The sequence below is a fragment of the Thermococcus sp. 2319x1 genome (assembly GCF_001484685.1).
Classification (GTDB): domain Archaea; phylum Methanobacteriota_B; class Thermococci; order Thermococcales; family Thermococcaceae; genus Thermococcus_A.
Window position 1 is genome coordinate 667,969 of sequence record NZ_CP012200.1, and the last position, 21,750, is coordinate 689,718.

The following is a 21,750-nucleotide window of genomic DNA, read 5'->3' on the forward strand; positions in this document are numbered from 1 at the left end:
TAACTCCCCCCAATTATGTAGGCCGTGACTATGTTCCGGGAGGCAATCTTTTTAAAAGCTGGTTAACCTTAATAAATCACGTAAGTGAAGTGAGGGTGATGCCTATTCTGATCGTTGGGATTGATATAATCAGTGAAGAACCAAAACGTTTTGCCGTGGTTAGCTGGTTTAATGGGAAGATAATCAAACACGGTGAATTCACCTTTTACCGGCTTCTGAGATTTATAAGGGTCAAAAAACCCGATATTGTTGCCATGGACAACATCCACGAGTTTGGAGAATACCTTAGGAAGTTCATAAGGGCAATTCCGCAGGGGACAAAGATAGTTCAGGTAACTGGCAGACCCGAAGAGCAGAAACCCCTATGGAGATTAGCTAAGGAACACGGAATAAAAGTGGGGGATAAGTTTAACCCCTATGAGGAAGCAAAGGTATGTGCCCTTTTAGCCGCTAAGGGGGTAGGCTATGAAGTTCTTCCTTTTGAAGATGAGGTCATTATAAAGGTCTCAAGAGGAAGAAGTCAGGGAAAAGGAGGATGGAGCCAAGATAGGTACAGGCGGAGGGTCCACAATCTGATTCTGAATAAGGTCAGAGAGATTGAGGAAACGCTCAAAAGAGCCAACATTCCATTTGACCTCGAAATTAAGGAGAAAGACCAGGGGCTGGAAAGGGGAGAGTTTAGGGTTTATACATCCAGGGAGGAGCTTGCGGGTCTCATAAAGCCTATGAAGGGGGGAGATGTTGAAATAAGAATCCGCCCAGTGGAGAGGAAGACTTTTGAGTTTGTACCCCTAAAGAGTGAAAGCGCCATAAGAGAAAGAAAAAGCATTATTGTAGGGCTTGATCCCGGCATCACCGTTGGAATAGCTGCCTTAGATTTGAACGGCAAGATTTTAGCACTTTACAGTGAGAGAAACATGGCAGTTAGTGACATTGTGAGATTCATAAGCGATGTTGGTCATCCAATAATAGTAGCCACTGACGTAAACCCCGCTCCCGGGTTGGTGGAGAAAATTTCCCGCTCTTTTAAGGCAATACTCTTTGTTCCGCGGGAGAGCTTAAAAGTTGAGGAAAAGAATGAGCTTTTAAAGAACTTGGGCATAAGCGTTGAGGATGATCACCAAAGGGACGCATTAGCTGCAGCCTACAAAGCATACCTTCGCCTGAAGCCAAAGCTTGACCATGTTGAAGCAAAACTCAGAGAGATGGGCATCACAAAGAAGGAAGAGGAGATAAAGGCTCTCGTAATCCAGGGGTACAATCTTGGAGAGGCCATTTTGAAAGTAAAAGAAAAAGAGAAGGGCAAAGAAGTAAAGACTGCCGGGGTAACCGAGACCTCCGTTGACGTTACTCCCTACATAGAAAAGATAAGGGAACTTGAAAATACCATAAATCTTCTGGAGAGGGAGAATCAAGAGCTAAGAGCTGTAATTGAAGAGCAGAGAAAAATTATAGAAAGCTTGGAGAATAGATTGGCAACCTATGACGAGAGAATCAGGGAAAAGATCATCAGAGAGAAGGAGATGGAAATTAGAGAGAAAAGAATAGAGTACCTTGAGAAAGAACTTAGAGAAGCCAGGTTGATAATAGAAAAGCTCAGCAGAGACTTGGTCTTGGCAAAGAGGATGCACCTGTTGGAACTTAAAGGCACTGCGGTTCCTCTAAAGGTAATCGAAAACCTAACTTGGAAAGAGATTGAAGAGTTAGAGCGTTCTGCGGGTATTAAAAAAGAGGACGTCCTCTATGTTGTTAATCCTTCAGGTGCCGGAAAGAGCATAGCAGAACACCTTGCAGAAAAGAAGATAAAAGCCCTTATCAGTGCAAAAACACTACCAAACCTTGTATATGAAACGCTAAAGGAAAACAAAATACCAGTTCTCTACGAGGATGAGATCGAAGTAAAGAGGGTGGATGACTTCGCAATAGTTGATAGAGAAGAGCTTGAAAAAGCCATAAATTCCAAACTAAAGCGTTGGGAAGAAGAGGAAAAAGAAAAAGAAGTTCAGGAGTTTCTAAGACTTGTCGAGGAGTACCGGCTGGAGAGAATCAAAGAGCTCAAAAAAAGAGCCGAGGAAGGCCATTAGGCCTCGTTTAGGATCTCCCGTAACAATTTTAGATATTCTCCAGTTATCTGGGCACCTTTTTTTAGTTATTTCCACTGCAGTTCTCGGCCTATCGGAAAAGACTTTTTTTGAGTTTTATATACCCGGCTTTTTCAAGAACTCTGAGATGAGAATCCAGCCTCTTCCGTGATCCCCAAGTTAAGCCTTGGAACTGCAACCCACCCAATTATCGCCCCTACTATCCAGGGAAGAGCTATAATAGAGAAGCAAAGAGGCCTTCAAGTCTCTTACCAACCATCACTCCTACCCATACCACGAGAACAAATGCTCCAATCCAGTAAATAGCTGAAAAAATGCTGTTAAATCCTACAATAGCCCCAAGCACATAATAGAGAGCCATCACCGCCAAGAAAGCTATGAACCACATTGCCCCATACATATACTGCGCCGCTATCAGCTTTCCCTCAACCCTCTCAAGCACACTTTTAAGTTCCTTAACATCCTCCATATTCCCCACCTCAATTTAGGGTAGTACATCTATTATTTATAGCGTGAAGTTTCTCTGAATTTCAGAGAAAACCTTAAGCCAAATAAAAACCAAATTTCTCTGATGAAAATTGAAGAGCTTTACGAAAAACAGGGCAGAGGCGTTAGGTGTCTTGTCTGTGAGAGGGGGTGCTTGATAGAAGAGGGCAAGAAAGGGATATGCAGGAACTACGCCAATTTAGATGGGAGACTAATCCATATAGGCTATGGAAAGCTGAGCGCCATTGAGAGCAGACCAATTGAGATAAAACCTTTCTTTCACTATTACCCAAATTCCACCGCACTTACTTTCTCCGGCTTTGGGTGCAATTTCTACTGCCCTTGGTGTCAAAACTACCATCTGAGCTTCTCCGACATTCCAGAGGGGATCAAGGGGGTTTCGGCAGAAGAGCTTGTAAGGCTGGCCTTAAGGAATAATGACAAAGGTCTTTGTGCAAGCTTTAACGAACCAGCAACCCTTTATACCTATCTCCTTGATGTTTTTGAGCTGGGAAAAAAGAGAAACCTCTATGCCTGCTTGGTCACAAATGGTTATTTCACTCTCAAAGCTTTGAGAAATCTCATCGAAAACGGAGCTTCTGGCTTTAGCATAGACATCAAAGGGTGCCCCAAGATGAAAATTCTAAGCGTTGATCACAAGAAGGTTTTCAGAAACGCCAAAGAAGCAATAAACTTAGGGGCCCATGTAGAGATGGTTTATCTTGTGGTCACAAACACAAACGATTCTGAAGAATGTTACAACTGGATTTTTGACATGCACTTAAAAATGCTCGGAGAAGATGTTCCCCTACATATAAACCGCTATTACCCGATGAACTACTGGAAAGAGCCGCCTACACCAGTAGAAAAGCTGGTAAAGTTAAAGGAGATCGCTCAAAAGGAGTACAATCTGAATTACGTCTACGTTGGAAACATTGGCTCAATCGAACACGAAACGACGTATTGTCCTAAATGCGGCGAAAAGCTGATAATACGTTCCGGTTACAGAGTGCTGAAATGGAATCTAAGGGACAACAGATGTCCCCGATGTGGCGAAAAGATTCCAGTCTATGGGGAGTTCACTCGATTCTAAAGGTGATTCCCTTTTCCTTTGCCTTCTCCTGCACTTGAAGCTTGAAGCTGCATGCCTTACATATCTCTCCAGTTGTCGGCTGCCCGCAGATTCTGCATCTATTGAGGTCTCTGTTGGCATAGGCTTTGGCTAAAAGGGGAAACATTTTGTCGTAGCTCCTCAAAATTTGGTACTTAGTTCCCGGGTGCTTTTCTTCCATTTCATTTACCCAGTCTCTGATTTCTGCTCTAAACGCCTCCACCGCATAGGGGCATTCAGAAAAATCTACTTCAATGTTGTTCAAAATCGCATAAAGCACTATCTCCTTTTCCGGTACCTCTCTAAGGGGCTTTATTCTAGGGACTAACCCTTCGTGAATAACTTCATAATAGGGGCCGGTTCTCCCGAGTCTAGCCACATCTCCACGCATAATGTTCATGAGAAACATCTGAACTTCATCGTCCAAATTATGGCCAACGGCAAGCTTGTCAGCATGGACATCCTGAGCAGCATAGTTTAACAACCACCTCCTCCAAACGCCGCAGTAGGAACATGCCCCGACCCTTTCTCCTTTTTCGAAGCTTCCCATTATGTTGACGGTCTCATCGAGGGTGAAGCCTATGTATTCCTTGAAGGAATAGATGCGGTGCTCAATTCCAAGCATCTTTGCATTCTTCCTCGCTATTTCAACGCTTTCCGGCCTGTAACCGGCTATCCCCTCATCTACGGTTATCGCTATTATTTCAAAAGGAAACCTCTGGCTGAGCTTGTGGAGGATGTGAAGGAGAACAACGCTATCTTTCCCGCCGCTTACTCCAACGGCTATTCTGTCCCCTCTCTTGATTAACCCGTATTTTCTTACAGTTTGCTTTACTTTGCTCTCAACCATTTCATTGAAATGTTTGTGGCAATAAAACTTTCCCTCATATCTCGCATGATACACTGCCTCTCTTTCACACTTTGTACATTTCATTTTTCTCTCGCCTCACTGCGGGAAGATATTTTTCTTTAAAAAACCTTTCCATTTAAATGAAAAGATTTAAATAAACCTTTTCTTTACTTGCAGTAATAATTTTGTCGGTGATTACCATGGAGCTCATAAGCACTAAGATTCCACAACTTGATGAGGCGTTGGGGGGAGGGATACTTGAGGACAGTATTGTTTTGATAACCTACGATACCTATTCACAGGGATGGACTCTCGCCTTTGAGATTCTAAAAAGAAGAATAGAAGAAGGAGATTTCGGAGTGATAATAAACTCCGTGCTCCCCCTTTCGATGTTGAACATGGAGCTTAAGAGGATTGGTTTTGACATCTTTGAGGAAGGCGAAAAAGGAAATCTTGGCATAATTGACATTTTTGCATCGTTCTATGGAATAAAATATCAACAGCCCTACATCTACTATGCCGATATGGATCAGGAGACTTATCTTCCAAAGTTTATGAACCTTTACAGAAGAATGCTGAAGGAGAGAATAGAGGATAGGAGGCCAATAGGGATACAGATAACTGCGGATGGATTTGTGTTTTTAATAGGTGAGGACAGAGAGCTCAGGAACCTTCAAAAGAATTTGGCAGCAAAAGAAAACGCTTTACTCCATGAGAAAAGGAAGAGACCGATAAATATAACCCTCCTCAACAGGGACAGAGTCTCCTCGAAATACTTCTCATGGCTCTCCCTTTACAGCCAATACCAGATCGACTTCAGCTCCCAAGAAGGAAAGCTTGAGGAGAAGATGCTCATAAGAAAATCCCCTTTGCCAAACTTTAAGCCAACTACGCGCATATTTAAGTTAGAAAACGGAAAGGTCAACATTATCTAGCGAGCTCCAGTGCAAGTCTGGCAGCTTCCTTTGCATCTTTTGTAAAGTGAACCTTTACAAGTTTTTTATGGTCAAAGTAGCCATCCTGAGCAAGAAGCTCAAGTCTGTCGCTTGGATAACCCGTATCCGTGACCACAACAAGGGGTTTTGAATAGTCGTACGCCATCAATGCCTCCACCATAGTTCCTATTCCGCCTCCCAAAACCACTAAAACATCGGCTGAGTTGATCATAATCGCACTCCTCTCCGCAAAGTCCATCCCGGTTTTTATTCTGATTGTGTTGAACTCGTTTCCTTCCTGTCTCTCAGGGAGAACCCCCACAACGAGTCCTCCAAACTTTACAAATTCCCTGCTTGCTATCTCCATGATACCTCCCCTGCCTCCGGTAAGGAGGACTACTTTATCTTTGTGCTTAGCTAACTCCTCAATGAATTCTTTTGTCTTTTTTACTGCCCTTGCTAAGGGTTTCTCATCACTTGACCCTGCTATGGCTATTTGGATCACTCTATCACCCCAGAAGGCTTCTTAAAGCCGGGAAGAGGTTCACAGCGAGCAAAAACAATCCTACCCCTACAAATAGGTAGGTTATAGATTTTGCAACTTTGGAAGGAAGGATGGCCTTTAGAATATCATCAAGCATCTTTCCTCCATCAAGCGGAACTAAGGGGAAGAGATTCATCAGCCCTATGCCAAGATTTAGCACGTAAATCCAGTAAAGTGAAAACGCCAGAGGGAGCACGATCCCGTTGAAGCCCACCTTTGAGGCTATGTGCTGTGCAGGATAAACCCCAAGGTAGCCTTTTTCCGGATTGTCCGGATGAGAGGCCAAGGGGATGGTAATGACTTCCTTTTTTCCTTTGCGTATTACCTCAACTTCTATCGTTTCTCCGGCTTTTGTTTTGTTCATTATGTTGAAGAACTCCTCCACTGTTGCTATCTGCTGGCCGTTTATACCCACGATGATATCCCCCTCTTTGAGGTAATCTTTGGCGGGCCCTTCCGGGGCCAGTTTGGAAACCTCGACTCCGGCTGGCTGTATTATGGGAGTTAAAGCATAGCTCAAAAGCAGAATGGCAAGAAGAGCCGTTACAATATTCGCCATGGAGCCAGCGGCATAAACCCTTAGACGGCTCAGCAGGGGAGCCTTTGTTAACTCTTTCTCATCCGGTTCAACAAACGCACCCGGAATCACAAAGAAAAGCACGAGACCAACGGACTTTAGGGGCAAATTCTCAGCTCTGGCAACAAATCCGTGGCTTAATTCGTGGACGAACATAACTACAACAAGTCCTATAAGCCCATACCATAGGGGAATCGTAATGCCCGGTATAACAAGCTGAACACCCGGGGTGGCGGCTTTTGTACGAATATTCTGCATGGCAAGATTGAAGAGGGTGTGGAAAACATAGGCCATCCCTACGAAGCCAGCAATTACACCAACGGTGGAATAACCTTTCCAGAACTTCCTGTACTTCGTTCCAACTTTGTCTATGAAGTTAACAAACCTTTTGGTTCTCCATATAGCAACGAAAAGGTCAACCTGCAGACCTTCTTCTTTCTCTTCTCCTCTCCTTCCAAATGCGAGATATAGAACTCCCCAGAAGCCGAGTATCAAAGTTATTGCTGTAATTAAGCTCACCATTTTGTCCACCTAATTTCACTTCCAAGGGAAGTTTAAAAAGATAGTGCATATCCTTAAAAACAAAAGCCCTCAAGAAAAGTATGCGATGATGAGTGATGGGCGAACCGAAAGATGAGGATGGAAAGGTGATCGCTGAGCGTTATTTTTGGAAGTTCCACTTTTCGTTACCGTATCTTTCTTCTACAAGCTTTTCTGCAAGTTCAAGCTCGTAATCTGTAAGTTCTCCTTCCTCAAGGGGGAACTCCTCAAAGAACTTTGACCTCAATAGCTCGTAGACCTCGTCTCTGCTGAGCCTTATCCCTTCCCTTTCAAGTGTTGTCACCCTTTCCCATATGCTTGAAACTCCCTTGTCCTGCAGTTTTTTCCGGGAAACTTTGAGTACAGAAGCGAGAACTTCAAGCCGAGTTGCGTACATAAAAGTGCCATGCTGTAGGATAATTCCCTTTCTTCTTGTTTGTGCGGATCCACTGATTTTCTTGCCGTTAGCCAGTATGTCGTTTAACCCAGAAAAGCCACCGCTTATTCCCAATTCATCAAGCGCTTTGACGAGTGGAGAAGCCAAGAACCTGTAGCTTCTTTCTATGTTCTTCAAGCTCTCGTGAAAGTCCTCGCCTATGATCACGCTGTAAGTTATCTCTCCATACTGGTCGTGGAAGACGCTTCCCCCGCCGGTTATTCTTCTCACCACAGGGATGCTAAGCTCCCTGCACTTGTCAAGGTTAACGTCATGCTCAATACTCTGAAATCTACCGATGGTAATGGAACTCGGCTTGAAAACGTAAAGCCTAACGGTGTCCTCAACTTTTCCCTCAATTCTCGCCTGCATTATTGCTTCATCTATAGCCATCTGCACTTCGGGTCTTGCAACTATCATTGGAACAAACCTCATAACATCACCAAAGAGTGAAGACAATTAGGGCTTAAAAATGTGTGCCCAAAGAACAAAAATAGAAGGGAAGATTCCGGTCAGGGGCCGATTAGCTCATCACCCTTCAGCAACCTACCCTTCACATCATCCCAGCCCAAGTCTTTCTCTCACGACTAATGGGGGGTATCCAATCTTCGGAAAGACAAGCAGTGCCTTTGCCTCGATTGCCTCTTGAGGGATGCATGGAAGCACATCCCCTTCAGCTAAGCCGGTATAGTCTTTAAGATAGGGAAACCCCTTTATGTCAAGGGGGTAAAAGTCGTGTATCCAGTTGTTGTCTCCCTGAATCACGAAGCACCTTTTTCCGTTGTACTCAACTATATCCCTAACCCTATGAATTATTGGATACCTCGTATAGGGCCTCTTGTAGACAACAACGTCTCCAACCTTTATCTCACTCGGGGGAACTCCCTTGAGAAGGACAACGTCTCCCCGATAAAACGTCGGCTCCATTGAGCCGCTTATCACAATAACCAGTGGCGAGTCGGTGTGAAGGGCAATCTTTAAACCGCTATGAAGGGCAAAAACGACCACAAGGCTGATGAGGAGAAATGCAACGTCCCCTTTCCACCCACTTAGTAACTTTTCCTCCATTTCAATTCCTCCATTATTGTTCTAATTTTCGTTGGTATTGAACCTATGGCAGTGCATGTTTCCAGACTTATTCTCTTTCCATCGGTGATATCTAAATGATAGTTGGCCAACTTAAAGATTTCCTTCGGAAGTCCATGCCTTCCAAGGCCAACAACTAACATAAAGCTTTCCCCTTTAAGGGCCCTTTCTGCAAGCTGATGAGAAGATATCTCCTTGTTTTCATTGGGCTTCCGTGTAGTTGCCACAATATGACCGAACTGGGAAGGAAAGCCGCCTTTTGGAAACTCAATGAGGTGAAACTTGTTTGTCCTTGCAAGCTCTATGAGGTATTTTCCACCCTCTCCAATAGTTGTATTCTGGGATATTTCCTCAGCTATTTCATTAGGTTTCTTTTTTTCAAAGGGGAACCCTATGAGGGCAAGGTGGAAATCGAAGGCATAACAGATGGGAGCTGCTCTAGCGATGGCTCTCAGATGCGCTTCGTGAAGCTTCTTGGGATCGTATGAATTGTAGAGGGCCAGGGTAAGCATCCTGAATCACCCGATATTAGGAAAGTGGGAATGTTTATTAAGTTGTTTCTCCAATATATTTTTGATAACGATGGTTGAGATTGAGGACATTGTGTTTTTGGTGAGGAACGGAAAATACGAGGAAGCATTGAAATTACTCAACAACCTAGACAATAATCTGGATAAAGTGTTAGCTCTCAGTGCTATGGCTAAGGTGATTTACCCGCAGGACATGGAGATGGCTTATGGTTTTTTGGAGGATGCAGAATATTTTTCTGAAAAAATTAAGGACAAGGGAGAGAAAGCGAAAGCACTCGCGAATATTGCCTCTGCATATTACAAGATAGGGGATACAGAATACGCCTTGGAGCTGTTTGAAGAGGCAATAAAGGAAGCGGAGAAAATAAAGAAGCCTGAAGATAGGATATACCCCCTTGCAAATATTGCGTATTATATGGGCATTTCCGAACTTGTGGATTTCTCGCTGGATCTATTTGAGAGGGTTTTTGACATAGTGGTCAACCTAAGGGTAAACTACGTGAGGAAGACCGAGTACCTAATAGAACTTGGGAACATAATGGAAAACGTTGGAGACGAGCTACCTTCAGAAGAGGCCATTAAATTCTACGAGAGGGCCCATGACTTATTTGAAAAGCTCCGCGTACCAGCGAAAGCTGCGACTATTGAAAGGAAAATCGACCTAGCGAGAATCATGGCCACAGTTGGTCTGCCTGAAATAAGAAAAGCCGTCTCGGAAGGAAAATACATCTACGCCACCAAATTAATTATACGCACATTCAACGATGAGAAGATGTTTATTGGTCTTTTAGAGGTAGCTCTATGGATGAAAAAGAACGAAACCCTTGGGTACAGCCACATAGTCGAAACAGCCCTTAAATATCTCCAAGAAATCCAAATATCCAATCACTATCTACATTACGTAATAAAGCTACTGACTGAACTCGAAAGATTTGAAGAAGCGTTAAAACTTTCCATGAACATTGAAGACGTGGAGCTGCGCTCTGAGATTATGGCAGAAATATCCGTGGGGATGTTAAAAAGTGGGGAAATTGAAGGTGCTTTCAAGATAGCTGAGCTGATACCTGATATCCACATCCGCGCCGCCACAGTAGCGGAACTAAGGAAAATACTAAAATATTAAAAGCAGATAGTCTTATGGGTGGAAAATCATGATATTCGATGCCCATTCTGATCTGCCAACCTATATCTATGAGGAAAGAAAGAACGGCAATGCGGTTTTAGAGAGAAACTTTGCGAGGTTCTTTGGAGAAACAATAAGGGCAAGGGTAATGGCCATTTGGACAAAACCAGAAAAAAGGGCCACGGCATTAAGATATGCTCTGGAAGTATTGAATAACTTTCACAAAGACGTCATTGAGAGTCCAAGCTTTGAGCTCGTGACCAGCGTAAAAGAGATGGAAAATGCCATTAAGAACGGAAAAGTTGCGCTCTGGCTTGGACTGGAGGGTGGAGAGCCGATAGAAGACAGCTTGGAGTTACTTGAAGTTTTCTACGCCTTGGGTGTAAGGGTTCTAACGTTGACGTGGAATCTAAGAAACGCCATAGGGGATGGTGTTTTTGAAAGAACAAAAGGAGGCTTAACAAACTTCGGCATAGAAGTGCTTGGAAAAGCGGAAGAACTCGGCATAGTTGTGGATGTAAGCCATCTAAACGAGCAGGGCTTTTGGGACGTTGTTGAGACAACGGGGTTTCCAATCATAGCTTCCCACTCCAATGCTCACTCTCTTTGTCCAAATCCCAGAAATCTCAAAGACGATCAGATAAAAGCTATAACGGAGAGAGATGGGGTTATTGGAGTTACCGCAATTCCAAGCTTTGTTGATAAGGAAAATCCAACGATGGACAAAATGGTTGCCCACTTGGAGTACATAGAGGATTTAGCGGGCTATAAACACGTTGGATTTGGTTTTGACTTCGTGTATTATCTCAAAGGATGGAGCGGAAAAAGCGTCAAGGGATTTGAAAACGAAAGCAAAATTCCGGAGCTTTTGAGGAGGCTAAACGAAACTTTCAGCAAAAGAGAAACTGAAGCAATAGCGTTCAAAAACTTTGAAAGGGTTTTTGAAAGGGTCGTCGGATAACCAAAATTTTTTAACTCTTTTTCATTTCTCTCTCTTGAGTGGAGAGCATGGAAGAAATTTACTTCCTAACATTCAGAGAGGCCAGAATTTTACTGCTTTCTAAGGGAGAGGTTAGGGTAAACCTTGACTTGAGAAAAACGAACAGATCGCATGTAGTCCTCGTTAGGGAAGATAAAGTCGTTTTTCCCGATGGAAGTGAAGTGGAAAAAGAGATTCTGAAGAGGATAGCAAAGGACGAAAACACAGTTTACTTTTTGAGTAAGGGGCAATTGTATAAAGCCGCAATCGCCACTGATGGCTTTTACAAGCTCGTTCCCACAATTCCCCCAACAATAGAAATAAACGGCATCAGAATGCACAGGACAAAAGAGATGAATCCCTTAAAAGACACCCGGAGCAAAGTAGAAGCGGTGAAACCAAAAGAAGGGGAATTCGTTTTGGATACTTGCATGGGGTTGGGATATACGGCAATAGAAAGCGCAAAAAGAGGGGCTTATGTGATTACAATTGAAAAAGATCCGAACGTCATTGAACTTGCCAGGCTTAATCCGTGGAGCAGGGAAGTTTTTACATTCCAAAACATTCAGCTTATCCAAGGAGATGCGTTCGAGGTGATAAAGAGGTTTAACGATAAAAGCTTTGATGCAATAATACATGACCCGCCAAGGTTTTCTCTTGCCGGGCAGTTGTATAGCGAAGAATTTTATGCTGAGCTGTTTAGGGTTCTAAAGCCAAAAGGGAGGCTATTTCACTACGTAGGGAATCCCGGTGGGAGATACAGAAGGAGAGATCTCCAGAGAGGTGTGATGGAGAGGTTGAGAAAGGTGGGGTTTAAGGGGGTTAAGAGAGTCGAAGAAGCCCTGGGAGTAGTTGCCTTAAAGCCATAACCGGTGATTGCCGTGCTCTCTAAGGCCATAGAGGAACTGAAGGACTTTGCAAGTAGAGAAGGCCTCTATGAAAAGAAGATTCTGCTTATGTTTAGCGGAGGCAAGGATAGCAGTTTAGCCCTTTATCTCCTCAAAAACGCCGGCTTAAATACCTCTGCAATAACTTTCATTCACAGATGGAGCTGGAGAGAGCCCCTTCCACACATGCTTAGATTTACAGCCTCCCTTGGAGTAGAGCATTACCTCGTTGACATAACCGAAAGCCTTCTGAGAAACTCTCTCGGAAAAAAGGGGCCTATATGCATTCACTGTAAAAAGGTCATGCTTAAAAACACCTACTGGTTTGCAAGAATTAATGGGTTTGACATAATTGCCAAAGGGGACAATGCAAACGACAAAATAAAAGGCGCTCTGCTGGATCAATGGGAAGGAGATCATAGATTAAGCACCATTCCGAGGATTGGGATTCCAATTTTGAGACCTCTGATAAACTACACGGCTGAAGAAGTTGAAGCCCTTACAAAAGAGGCAAATTTAAGAGTTTTTAGGATGTATGAATACGGAAGAAGGAGGCAGTGGAGGGAGGGATGCCCTCTGCAGTATATCGACAAGGAGCTGATAATAAGGGAGGAGTATTTTGACATTGCTTATGAAGCAAATTACGAGATAAGCAAAATTGCAAGAAAGCATAAGGTGAGGATGAGCATTCGTGTGCCGTCTTTCAGAATAATGTGCCACGGATGTAATGAAAAAGTGCTTGAAGAAACTAAAACTGCCCTCGAAAACATTAAAAGGAGGCTCACCAATGCTCCCTCCGGGGAAGGTTAGAAACGAAATTTTGAGAAAAATAATTCTACCTGACCTTCCCGTTGGTGATGAGAAAATAGTCGTTGGGCCAAAAGAGGGCTTTGACGCAGCTGTTCTGGAATATGATGAGGCCAACTACCTTGTGATTGCCACTGATCCAGTTCTCGGGGTTCCAAGGGAGCACTTTGGTTTTTTCACATATCATTTCGCTTCAAGTGACGTGGCCGTTTTTGGAGCAAGGCCCAGATGGCTGATCGTTGACCTCCTTTTGCCCCCCGGAGCCAAAGAGGAAGAGCTGAAAGCTACTATGGAGGAGCTTAAAGGGGAGTGCAAAAAATATAAAACCTCCATAGTGGGGGGTCACACTGGCGTTTATAAAACCATTAACGACTTTACAGCCACAACAACTGCTATTGGAATCGTGAGAAAGGATAAACTAAAGCTTCCCTTAGCTAAGGCGGGAGATGACATAGTTATCACAAAGGGGATTGCGATAGAATTCGCAGTCGGGGCTGCGTGGTTTAAAGCCGAGGAACTCAAGAGCGTACTCTCCCCGTCAGAAATTTCTTTTCTAAGGGAGATGTACAGGCTTGAGAGCGTTGTTAAAGATGCACTTTTGGCAAGAGAACTTGCGAGGGGAATGCACGATGCAACTGAAGGCGGCTTAACGGCTTTGCATGAAATAGCCGATAACTCTGGAGTGGGGTTTGAGGTTTATTATGAGAACCTCTACATGCATCCGCTTGTGGAGAAGGTTGTGAACTTCTACGGCGCAAATCCGTTAACTGCATCTTCAACCGGCGCTTTAATCATTATCTCACCAAGAGAAAATACGGGAGAATTAATCGAAAAGCTCCAAACAAACGGAATAGGGGCCTTCGTCATTGGGAGATTCACAGAAAAAAGGGAAAGAGTATTGATTAAAAACGGCAAGAAAGAGGAGTTCCCGGAATTTGAAAGAGATGCATATGCGGATATATACTAATCACTTCACCTTATACCTCAGCAGTGCGGCAATGCCACCAAGAGCCTTGAGCTTTTCGCCGCCTTCGTGTTCCGAGCTTACTATTACTATTTCTCCCCTTGTGCCCCTTGCGAACTCCATTATCTCCTCTATCTTTTCCTTGTGCTCCCCCTTTAGCAGTTCGTCCAGAACTAAAAGCGTCTCTATAGCCCCGTAGTTTGCGGCCTCTTCGACCTCTTTCAAGCCATAAGCGACCAGTCCGTTTTTGGAAATCTCTTCGATAACCTTTTCTACAAGCTGAACTTCCTTGGCGACTCTGTTTTCGTGGTAAACCCTATCAACGGTGCCTCTCCTGATTACCTCATAGATGCCGGTTCTTCCCGTAACGCTTGTGTCTTCTATAACAACCTTCTCGGCTAGATCTGGATAGTTCTCACTTAAAAATTTGTAAAAGTTCTCCTTTGCAAATCCCGGTCCTGCTACAATAGCTCTGTCCACTTTTTCCCTCTCCATAATCTCGATCATTGTTCTTGCAAGGTCGTGGAAGAACTTTTTCTCCTCGCTCTCCCTGTCAGCATTATACCTCTTCCCCCCAAGGTTGTGAGTGACATTTGCTGTGATCTCAACTCCATACTCTCTAACCACAGCTATGTCAGCTTCACCTTCATCAACTACAACTATCATAACCTTAGCTCTCTGGGAGGCCTTGACTGCCTCTTCCAGCCTCTCGAGGTGGTGTCTCTTCCATTTTTCTTTCTGTATTGTTACTGTATCGTTCTCTTCAACTGCTATTGTGTGGTATTTGCCGAGAGGAACCTCCTCTCTCGAGGTATATACTATGGGGCCGGTTATCCTTAGGGCGTTTGCGAACCTGTGGAAATTTACCTTTTCCACTTTAACCCCGAGAAACACCGGTATCGCTTGGACTTTTTCGGGTCTTAGGGAATCACTCCTCTGGCTCTGCTTTCTGAGGGTTTTGGCGTAAACAACATCCCCTTCTTCAATAATGTGATAGAGATGCCAGAGATCATCGAGCGTCTCCACCTTGACTTTGATTTTGCCCTCCTTGGGATCTTGATGAACTATTTTCACTCTCACCACCAGCTCAAAATTTGCGGCTTGCTTTTTAAATAATGAGGCGCAACTTTTAAAAAGCAATACCCTTTATTCACCACGACTAGGCGGTGGAAACCGCGGGATGTTCCCGGAAGGGAGAACCACAAACATGGAAGGAGGGAACGAGATGGGAATGTACAAATACATTAGGGAAGCCTGGAAGAGTCCAAAAAAGAGCTACGTTGGAGAACTCTTGAAGCAGAGGATGATTAAGTGGAGAAGGGAGCCAAGCGTCGTTAGGATTGAGAGACCAACCAGACTTGATAGGGCTCGGAGCTTAGGATATCAGGCAAAGCAGGGTTACGTTCTTGTTAGAGTTAGAGTGAGAAAAGGTGGAAGGAAGAGGCCAAGGTGGAAGGGTGGAAGAAAGCCCTCAAAGATGGGTCAAGTAAAGTACTCACCAAAGAAGTCCCTCCAGTGGATTGCTGAGGAAAAAGCCGCGAGAAAGTTCCCCAACCTTGAGGTTCTCAACTCATACTGGGTTGGCGAGGACGGTATGTACAAGTGGTTTGAGGTTATCCTAGTGGATCCACACCACCCGGTCATCAAGAGCGATCCGAAGATTGCTTGGATTGCTGGAAAGGCCCATAAGGGTAGGGTCTTTAGAGGACTCACAAGCGCTGGAAAGAGAAGCAGGGGTCTGCTCAACAAGGGTAAGGGTGCTGAAAAGGTTAGACCAAGTATCAGGGCTCACAGAGGAAGGGGCAAGTGACGCCCCTCTATTCTTTTAATTGCCTCTCTATTAACAGTTTAAAGTCCGATTGGATCTTCCTCAGGTTCTGATTCCAATCCGTTGCATCATTGTGCAACTCTTTTACTTGGGCCTCTTTTGGTTCATTCTAACAAAAGATACCAACGGTAGAGCATATTACTACATCGTAGAAGGGCCCGTAAAAAAGGAGACCGTTCTAAGGGACTTCATTAAAACGCAAAGTACTTCTCGCGGAGACCAACATACAGGAGGATACCGGTAATTGGGGGAACCAGGGATTGGATTGACATTGGGGCAGGCACATGGAAAAAGGCTTCCATTGGGAGCACAATGGAAATGGGAGTAACGGTAGAATTTAGCTACGTCTCTACGACATCGGGGATGACATACTATTTTGTGGAAATCCATCAGTCTGGCAATCTTTTGTTGTTATGATTTCAACCACCACATATCCATACAATGCGCTCGCTCAAAACTGGACGGTCGGAGATGCCGTGATTTCAGAGGGGAAATCTCTACAAAAAAGCTCGCCCTTGATCGTTCTCCCGACCGGCCTTTACGCCCAGAGGGTGCTTGCATTCAGCCTATGACATCTCAAAATTAAATTTTTATTGACATTTTCATGTCAATTTTCGGCCAAAATAAAGGCTTCTGTTGTCTTTTTTCTAACTACTTCAAGTTGAATAACTATGAGGAATATTTAGTATCAAAAAATATGTCGAAAAGTATATAAAGATGACGGGGGAGGGTATATAGGTGATTACCGTGAGACCCCTCCATGATCCGATATACCTCACGATCGCCTTCGAGCAGGCAGGCGAGACAGAGCTCTCGGACAGAGGTTTCGATCTCAAGTATTCCAGGGAAGAGAATCCAACGGTAAGGCTTCTGGAAAAGAATGTTGCCCTCATAGAAGAAGGAGTTGACTCCCTGGCTTTCAACAGCGGAATGGCCGCTATCAGCACCATCTACCTCTCCATTCTCAGAGCTGGCGACGAGGTAGTTCTCCCAATGGAGGGTTATGGAACGACGATCCAGCTCGCGGAGGAGCTGGGGAAATTTGGAGTGAGGGTTAAGCTTGCATATCCGAGTGCAGAAGCCCTCAATGAGGCAATAACAGAGAATACCAAGCTGGTCCTCACCGAGGTTGTTACCAACCCGACCCTGAAGGTCATAGACGTTCCTGAAGTCATAAAGCGGGCGAAGGAAGTTGGGGCAACGGTCGTCGTTGACAACACCTTCTCGCCGCTGGTCTTCAAACCTCTAAAAGTGGGGGCCGATGGGGTAATCCACAGCCTCACCAAGTACATAGCGGGCCACAACGACGTTATAGGGGGGGCTCTGATATGGGGCGACCTTGATCCCGAAAACCTCTGGCACTGGAGGAGGAGGCTTGGATCGATAATCCAGCCTTTCGATGCCTGGCTGGTAATAAGGGGGCTTAAAACCTTAGAATTGCGCTTTGAGAGGCAGAGCAGAAGTGCTCAGGCAATAGCTGAATTCCTAAGCGAGCATCCTAAGATTGAAAAAGTTCACTATCCCGGGCTTAAGAGCGATCCCTACCATTCAACAGCCAGCAAGATTTTTTCAAGGCACCTTTTTGGCGGCGTTCTAAGCTTCCTCCATAGGGAGGGAGAGAGTGGAGCTAAAGCATTTCTGAGGAGGCTGAAGAGAGTATTCCCCTCACCCTCCCTCGGAGGTACCGAGAGCTTGGCAACCTATCCAGTGATAAGTGCCGCAAAATCGATGCCCGAGGATAGACGCAGGCTCCTCGGAATCACCCCCGGTCTGATAAGACTCTCCGTTGGGGTTGAGGACACCGATCTCCTTATCGAGGACATAGACAGGGCCCTGAGGGGTGGTTGAGATTCGGGTGACAACGTGCCCAAAGGACCTCCTGAACGGCCCTTGTGGAGGGGTGCTGAACGAAGAGTGTGAAGTGGATGGAAGGGAGTGCCCATGGGTCAGAGTACTGGAAAAGTTCAAAATGAACCCAGCGAATCTCTTTGAAGAACACCCACTGCTCCTCGAGCTTGAGGACCTTGTGAACGGAGATTCTATACCGAGAGCTTCGGTCTTCTGGCAGAACCTGGAGAAAGGAAAGGCACTCAGCGTGGAGTTCCCAGTGGCAGCTGTCTCAAAGCCCCATGAGTCGCTCCGGGTTTTCAGGGGGATCAGTGCTGACCTGATAACCGTGCCGGACAATCCACTCGGCTACCCCCACTACGATCCCGTTGCAGTGGCCTGCTACCTCAAATCCCTAGAACTGCGCTCTGGAGTTATGCCCCACATAACGGCAAAGGATAGGAACCTGAACGCCCTGACATCAGAACTCAGGACCGCCCAGGTCTTCGGCTGTGAAGCCGTTCTGCTTACAACTGGCGACTGGCCGAGCTTTGCAGTACCCAGCAGACCCGTCTTTGACGTTGACGCCTCGAACCTGATACGCCTGGCCAGACTCGTATTTGCCGGTGTAATGCCTACCAAGGAAGTCCTCAAAGTCGAAGACAGGCCTAGGGTTGCGAGCGTAATGAACCCGCACTACAGGCCTAAGATAGAAGCCAAGAGACTGGCAAGGAAGTTGATAGCCGGGAGTGAGGCCTTCTTCACACAGGTGGTGGCAGCAAGGGAGAGTGCAACTGGGATTTCAAAGATCATTGAAGAGCTCAAAAAATACGCCGAAGTTGATGTCCCGATAATCGCATCGGTGCTCTACCCTATGAAGGAGGAGATAAAGCCCTTCCTTAGGGCTCTGGGTATACCTGTAGGAGATGAGCCGTTCGAGGTCCTTCTGGAGGAGCTGAAGGCCGTGGAGGCCGTAAGAGGTCTCAATCTCATAGTTAGCTCCAGAAGCTTGGAGGAATGGCTGGGCCTCTGGAGGGAGGCCAGAGAAATAATCGAGGGGGTGTTTGAATGATAGTGCCAGCCCTTATTGGAAGCCTTCCGAGACCCGTTTCCCTGGCTAAGAAGATCGAGGAGTACTCGATAGGAAGACTTAAGGAGAGAGACCTCGAAAAAGCCTACCTTGAGCATACGAGGAGGGCCTTCATCAAGCTCAGGGAGGTCAGGATACAGGTGATCACCGACGGCCTTTACCGCTGGGACGACATCTTCAACCCATTCGTAAGGTTCATAGAGGGAGTTGAGGTCAACGGACTGTTCAAGTTCTATGAGAACAACTTCTTCTACCGCTCGCCTGTCGTGAGGGGGAATCTTTCCTTGCGTGAGAATCCCCTTTCGGAGTGGCTGAACCAGGCGCTTGCAATCAAGGAGGAAGTCTACCCCGAGGCGACATTTAAGGCCGTCCTGCCCGGCCCGATAACGCTGGCCTACCACTCCCTGAACGAGTACTACAAAAGCCTTGACGAGCTCGCAGAGGCTTATGCAGGAGTGATTGAAGAGGCCATCAAGGAGCTTCCGGTCGAGTTGGTGGAGCTCCAGGAACCGGCCTTGGCGGCTGAGCTATCAAGGGCCACAAGGGAGAAGAGCGACGAGGTATCGAAGGAGACCGCCAAAGCCATTATAGAGCGCCTCTCAAGGGTCAAGAAGCTCTGGGTCGTTACCTACTTCGGAACCCCACAGGTTTTTCCCGATAACATCATCCTGAACGTTGACCTCATCAGCGGCTCGGTTCCTGAAAACTACTCCGGAGAGCTCGGTCTGGGCATAGTAGATGCAAGGGAGACCAAGATGGAGCGCAGGGATCGTTTGCAGGACAAGCTTAGGCTCTATCTAAGGAAGTACAGTCGGATTTACGTCACTCCTAACACGCTCTTGGACTTCCTCCCGGAGAGCGTCGCCTGGAGAAAGCTCAAACTTCTCGGAAGGCTTGGGGGTGAGTGAAATGGAGCTTCCAATACTCCCAACCAGCATCATAGGGAGCTATCCCAAACCGAGATGGCTCCTGAGGATGTACAGCCTCCACAAGCTCGGCAGGCTGCCGGAAGAGGACTTCAGGGAGGCCGTTAGGGACGCGAGCGTAGCCGTCCTCAGGGAGCACGAGAGGGCGGGCATTGACATCCCGTGGGATGGTGAAATGGGCAGGAGCGAGATGACGGAATACTTCACCGCTAAAATATCTGGCTTCAGGTTCTACGGGCCAGTTAGGGTGTGGGGAAACGCTTACTTCAACAAGGCAGCGGCAGTCTCAAAGCTCGAATACCGCGAACCCCTCGTCCTCGACGAGTTCCGCTGGGTAAAGGAGAACACCTCCAGGGAGGTAGTTAAAGTTCCGGTAACCGGGCCCTACACGATAGCCGAGTGGAGCTTCAACGAGTATTATTCAAGCAAGGAGGAGTTCGTCTTTGACCTGGCAAGAATCCTGAACAAGGAGTTCAAGCTCCTGGAAAGAGAGGGTGCGACCTTTATCCAGATCGATGAGCCGGCTATGCTCAACCACCCAGACGAGGTTCCCATAGCTATTGAAGCAATAAACAGGACCGTCAAGGGTGTTAAGGTAAAGTTCGGGCTTCACGTCTGCTACTCGAACTACTACTTGCTCGCCGACTACTTCGAGGACATAAAGGTCTCACAGTTCGCCTTCGAGGCCGCTAACAGGAACTTCCGCGATCTGGACTACCTCAAGAAGCTCACCCACCAGGAGCTCGGATTTGGAGTCATTGACGTCCACAACCCGCGCATCGAGACTCCGGAGGAAGTAGCGAAGGCCATTCGCAAGGTCATGAAGTACGTCGAGCCAGAGAGGCTCTACATCAACCCCGACTGTGGCTTGAAGCTCCTCGACAGGAGCATCGCCTACCAGAAGCTCGTGAACATGGTTAAGGGCGTTGAGATCGTCAGAAGAGAGCTGGCAAGGGAGGGCAAAACTTCCATACCCTTCAGGAGGGAGGTATAGTGCTCTACTCGGGCGGGAGACTCGTAGTCAAGTTCGGAGGAACCTCGGTCAAAGACGACTTTAAGGAGGCGGTTACCTTCGTCTCCCGCCTCTGGGACGAGAACGAAGTGGCTGTGGTGGTTTCAGCGATTAAGGGCGTTACCGACGCCCTGCTGGAATTTTCAAGCACAAGAAAGGGTTTTGAGTGGATAGAGAGGGTCCACAAGGACTTCGCGAAGAAGTACGGGATTTCCTTTGAAGTTTTTATCGACCCGCTTAGGGAGCTCAAGAACCTCTCAAGAGAGGACTTCCCGTCCTTTGAAGCCTACAGGGACCATATCCTCTCATACGGAGAGTGGCTTTCGGGACTAGCGTTTACCGAGGCTTTGAGGAGGGAAGGCATACCAGTGGAGCTCTTCAAGCCGTGGGAGATAATAGAGACGGACGGAAACTTCGGGAACGCCAACGTGGACATGGGCAAGACTTCCAGAAACCTCAAGGTTGTTGGGGAGGCCCTCGAAAGTGGCAAGGTTGCAGTTGTTCCAGGATTCATAGGCTCATACTGTGGCCTCAGAACAACGCTTGGAAGGGAGGGAAGTGACTACACTGCTGCAGTGCTCGGTGAAGGATTGAAAGCGAGAGCCGTCCTGATAATGAGCGACGTCGATGGTATCTACACGGCGGATCCCAGAAGGGTCGTCTCGGCCAAGCTTATACCCTTTGTCTCCTACGAAGAGCTTTATGTGGCCTCGAAGGCCGGAATGAAGGCAATACACCACGGTGCAATTGATGTTGTGCGGGGAATACCGATAATCTTCGGCAGAACGAGGGACTGGAGTATGGGGACCATAGCGGGCTACGAATCATCCAGCCTGCCCATCCTAGTTCACAGGATCAACGGCGAGAAAGCAGTCATAACAGCTGTTGGAGTCCCTGAGATTCCGGGGTTTGAATCCGAGAATGGTTCCGAGCGTGGGATCCCCTGGGCAAGGATCGAGGTCCCAGCGTCCCGTCTTGGCAGCACCCTCAACAGACTCCACCTCCTGTTGGTGAGTGGTAGGGTAAACCTGCCCAGAACCTTGTCTATCGTTCATGAAAGAGAAGCTTCAGCGAATAATATTTAAATCCGGGGGGAGTTTCTTTGTATCT

General features: G+C 46.4%; 22 protein-coding genes. 14 read left to right on the plus strand and 8 right to left on the minus strand.

Features of this window, described 5'->3' with window-relative positions:
- Window positions 1-98 precede the first annotated feature (98 nt).
- The gene (locus ADU37_RS03760; protein WP_058946357.1) at window positions 99-2,084 is read left to right on the plus strand and encodes a DUF460 domain-containing protein; all 1,986 of its coding nucleotides are present in this window, start codon (window positions 99-101) and stop codon (window positions 2,082-2,084) included.
- A 232-nt stretch (window positions 2,085-2,316) separates the two neighbouring features.
- Here the strand turns inward: ADU37_RS03760 and ADU37_RS03765 are convergent, their stop codons facing one another.
- Window positions 2,317-2,571, minus strand: a complete 255-nt coding sequence (locus ADU37_RS03765) for a hypothetical protein (RefSeq protein WP_058946358.1) — start codon at window positions 2,569-2,571, stop codon at window positions 2,317-2,319.
- A gap of 102 nt (window positions 2,572-2,673) precedes the next feature.
- Between ADU37_RS03765 and ADU37_RS03770 the strand changes: the two genes are divergently transcribed.
- A complete protein-coding gene (locus ADU37_RS03770; RefSeq protein WP_058946359.1) occupies window positions 2,674-3,681 on the plus strand; it encodes a radical SAM protein in 1,008 nt (335 codons plus the stop codon).
- On the opposite strand, the gene ADU37_RS03775 is transcribed toward ADU37_RS03770, so the two are convergent.
- Window positions 3,668-4,633: a TIGR00269 family protein gene (locus tag ADU37_RS03775; protein WP_058946360.1), complete on the minus strand. Its 966-nt coding sequence runs from the start codon at window positions 4,631-4,633 to the stop codon at window positions 3,668-3,670. The genes ADU37_RS03770 and ADU37_RS03775 overlap by 14 nt on opposite strands.
- Window positions 4,634-4,749: 116 nt before the next feature.
- On the opposite strand from ADU37_RS03775, the gene ADU37_RS03780 reads away from it, so the two are divergent.
- Window positions 4,750-5,484, plus strand: coding sequence for a hypothetical protein (locus tag ADU37_RS03780; protein WP_058946361.1), 735 nt, complete (start codon window positions 4,750-4,752; stop codon window positions 5,482-5,484).
- Here ADU37_RS03780 and ADU37_RS03785 read toward each other — a convergent pair.
- The 5 genes from ADU37_RS03785 to ADU37_RS03805 form a co-directional block, all read right to left on the minus strand.
- The gene (locus ADU37_RS03785; RefSeq protein ID WP_058946362.1) at window positions 5,477-5,989 is read right to left on the minus strand and encodes a TIGR00725 family protein; all 513 of its coding nucleotides are present in this window, start codon (window positions 5,987-5,989) and stop codon (window positions 5,477-5,479) included. The genes ADU37_RS03780 and ADU37_RS03785 overlap by 8 nt on opposite strands.
- A gap of 4 nt (window positions 5,990-5,993) precedes the next feature.
- Window positions 5,994-7,127, minus strand: coding sequence for a site-2 protease family protein (locus ADU37_RS03790; protein WP_058946363.1), 1,134 nt, complete (start codon window positions 7,125-7,127; stop codon window positions 5,994-5,996).
- Window positions 7,128-7,266: 139 nt separating this feature from the next.
- Window positions 7,267-8,016, minus strand: coding sequence for a biotin/lipoate A/B protein ligase family protein (locus ADU37_RS03795; protein WP_058946364.1), 750 nt, complete (start codon window positions 8,014-8,016; stop codon window positions 7,267-7,269).
- A gap of 123 nt (window positions 8,017-8,139) precedes the next feature.
- Window positions 8,140-8,649, minus strand: coding sequence for a signal peptidase I (locus ADU37_RS03800; RefSeq protein ID WP_058946365.1), 510 nt, complete (start codon window positions 8,647-8,649; stop codon window positions 8,140-8,142).
- Window positions 8,631-9,179 (minus strand): DUF531 domain-containing protein, encoded by a 549-nt coding sequence (locus tag ADU37_RS03805; protein WP_058946366.1) that lies wholly within the window; start codon window positions 9,177-9,179, stop codon window positions 8,631-8,633. The genes ADU37_RS03800 and ADU37_RS03805 overlap by 19 nt, the downstream gene beginning before the upstream one ends.
- Window positions 9,180-9,249: 70 nt before the next feature.
- Between ADU37_RS03805 and ADU37_RS03810 the strand changes: the two genes are divergently transcribed.
- From ADU37_RS03810 to ADU37_RS03830, 5 genes are read left to right on the plus strand one after another with little or no spacing between them, the layout of a single operon-like run.
- On the plus strand, window positions 9,250-10,320 hold the full coding sequence (locus tag ADU37_RS03810) for a tetratricopeptide repeat protein (protein ID WP_058947621.1): 1,071 nt from the start codon (window positions 9,250-9,252) through the stop codon (window positions 10,318-10,320).
- Window positions 10,321-10,348: 28 nt separating this feature from the next.
- A complete protein-coding gene (locus ADU37_RS03815) occupies window positions 10,349-11,281 on the plus strand; it encodes a dipeptidase (RefSeq protein WP_058946367.1) in 933 nt (310 codons plus the stop codon).
- Between the two features lie 47 nt (window positions 11,282-11,328).
- Window positions 11,329-12,168, plus strand: coding sequence for a methyltransferase domain-containing protein (locus tag ADU37_RS03820; RefSeq protein ID WP_058946368.1), 840 nt, complete (start codon window positions 11,329-11,331; stop codon window positions 12,166-12,168).
- Window positions 12,169-12,180: 12 nt separating this feature from the next.
- Window positions 12,181-12,996, plus strand: coding sequence for a 7-cyano-7-deazaguanine synthase (locus tag ADU37_RS03825; RefSeq protein ID WP_058946369.1), 816 nt, complete (start codon window positions 12,181-12,183; stop codon window positions 12,994-12,996).
- Window positions 12,974-13,960, plus strand: a complete 987-nt coding sequence (locus tag ADU37_RS03830) for an AIR synthase family protein (protein WP_058946370.1) — start codon at window positions 12,974-12,976, stop codon at window positions 13,958-13,960. The genes ADU37_RS03825 and ADU37_RS03830 overlap by 23 nt, the downstream gene beginning before the upstream one ends.
- On the opposite strand, the gene ADU37_RS03835 is transcribed toward ADU37_RS03830, so the two are convergent.
- The gene (locus ADU37_RS03835; RefSeq protein ID WP_058946371.1) at window positions 13,961-15,031 is read right to left on the minus strand and encodes an mRNA surveillance protein pelota; all 1,071 of its coding nucleotides are present in this window, start codon (window positions 15,029-15,031) and stop codon (window positions 13,961-13,963) included. It abuts the gene before it with no gap.
- A gap of 151 nt (window positions 15,032-15,182) precedes the next feature.
- Between ADU37_RS03835 and ADU37_RS03840 the strand changes: the two genes are divergently transcribed.
- The 6 genes from ADU37_RS03840 to ADU37_RS03865 all read left to right on the plus strand — a co-directional run bounded on the left by ADU37_RS03840 (window position 15,183) and on the right by ADU37_RS03865 (window position 21,725).
- Window positions 15,183-15,767 carry a 50S ribosomal protein L15e gene (locus tag ADU37_RS03840; protein WP_058947622.1) on the plus strand — a complete coding sequence of 195 codons (585 nt, stop codon included), beginning with the start codon at window positions 15,183-15,185 and terminating at the stop codon, window positions 15,765-15,767.
- A 756-nt stretch (window positions 15,768-16,523) separates the two neighbouring features.
- Complete coding sequence (locus tag ADU37_RS03845; protein ID WP_238981995.1) at window positions 16,524-17,633, plus strand: cystathionine gamma-synthase family protein; 1,110 nt, start codon at window positions 16,524-16,526, stop codon at window positions 17,631-17,633.
- 52 nt (window positions 17,634-17,685) lie between these two features.
- Complete coding sequence (locus tag ADU37_RS03850; RefSeq protein ID WP_238981996.1) at window positions 17,686-18,684, plus strand: methylenetetrahydrofolate reductase; 999 nt, start codon at window positions 17,686-17,688, stop codon at window positions 18,682-18,684.
- A complete protein-coding gene (locus ADU37_RS03855; RefSeq protein WP_058946374.1) occupies window positions 18,681-19,610 on the plus strand; it encodes a 5-methyltetrahydropteroyltriglutamate--homocysteine methyltransferase in 930 nt (309 codons plus the stop codon). Before ADU37_RS03850 ends, ADU37_RS03855 begins: the two co-directional genes overlap by 4 nt.
- A 1-nt stretch (window position 19,611) precedes the next feature.
- On the plus strand, window positions 19,612-20,622 hold the full coding sequence (locus tag ADU37_RS03860) for a methionine synthase (protein WP_058946375.1): 1,011 nt from the start codon (window positions 19,612-19,614) through the stop codon (window positions 20,620-20,622).
- Window positions 20,622-21,725: an aspartate kinase gene (locus ADU37_RS03865; RefSeq protein ID WP_058946376.1), complete on the plus strand. Its 1,104-nt coding sequence runs from the start codon at window positions 20,622-20,624 to the stop codon at window positions 21,723-21,725. The genes ADU37_RS03860 and ADU37_RS03865 overlap by 1 nt, the downstream gene beginning before the upstream one ends.
- The last annotated feature ends 25 nt before the right edge of the window (window positions 21,726-21,750 follow it).

Coding starts and splice junctions, on each gene's coding strand:
- ADU37_RS03765 (WP_058946358.1), bottom strand. CDS start 2,571: ATGGAGGATGTTAAGGAACTTAAAAGTGTGCTTGAGAGGGTTGAGGGA.
- ADU37_RS03830 (WP_058946370.1), top strand. CDS start 12,974: ATGCTCCCTCCGGGGAAGGTTAGAAACGAAATTTTGAGAAAAATAATT.
- ADU37_RS03810 (WP_058947621.1), top strand. CDS start 9,250: ATGGTTGAGATTGAGGACATTGTGTTTTTGGTGAGGAACGGAAAATAC.
- ADU37_RS03800 (WP_058946365.1), bottom strand. CDS start 8,649: ATGGAGGAAAAGTTACTAAGTGGGTGGAAAGGGGACGTTGCATTTCTC.
- ADU37_RS03840 (WP_058947622.1), top strand. CDS start 15,183: ATGGGAATGTACAAATACATTAGGGAAGCCTGGAAGAGTCCAAAAAAG.
- ADU37_RS03780 (WP_058946361.1), top strand. CDS start 4,750: ATGGAGCTCATAAGCACTAAGATTCCACAACTTGATGAGGCGTTGGGG.
- ADU37_RS03790 (WP_058946363.1), bottom strand. CDS start 7,127: ATGGTGAGCTTAATTACAGCAATAACTTTGATACTCGGCTTCTGGGGA.
- ADU37_RS03805 (WP_058946366.1), bottom strand. CDS start 9,179: ATGCTTACCCTGGCCCTCTACAATTCATACGATCCCAAGAAGCTTCAC.
- ADU37_RS03820 (WP_058946368.1), top strand. CDS start 11,329: ATGGAAGAAATTTACTTCCTAACATTCAGAGAGGCCAGAATTTTACTG.
- ADU37_RS03815 (WP_058946367.1), top strand. CDS start 10,349: ATGATATTCGATGCCCATTCTGATCTGCCAACCTATATCTATGAGGAA.
- ADU37_RS03795 (WP_058946364.1), bottom strand. CDS start 8,016: ATGAGGTTTGTTCCAATGATAGTTGCAAGACCCGAAGTGCAGATGGCT.
- ADU37_RS03760 (WP_058946357.1), top strand. CDS start 99: ATGCCTATTCTGATCGTTGGGATTGATATAATCAGTGAAGAACCAAAA.
- ADU37_RS03855 (WP_058946374.1), top strand. CDS start 18,681: ATGATAGTGCCAGCCCTTATTGGAAGCCTTCCGAGACCCGTTTCCCTG.
- ADU37_RS03775 (WP_058946360.1), bottom strand. CDS start 4,633: ATGAAATGTACAAAGTGTGAAAGAGAGGCAGTGTATCATGCGAGATAT.
- ADU37_RS03770 (WP_058946359.1), top strand. CDS start 2,674: ATGAAAATTGAAGAGCTTTACGAAAAACAGGGCAGAGGCGTTAGGTGT.
- ADU37_RS03860 (WP_058946375.1), top strand. CDS start 19,612: ATGGAGCTTCCAATACTCCCAACCAGCATCATAGGGAGCTATCCCAAA.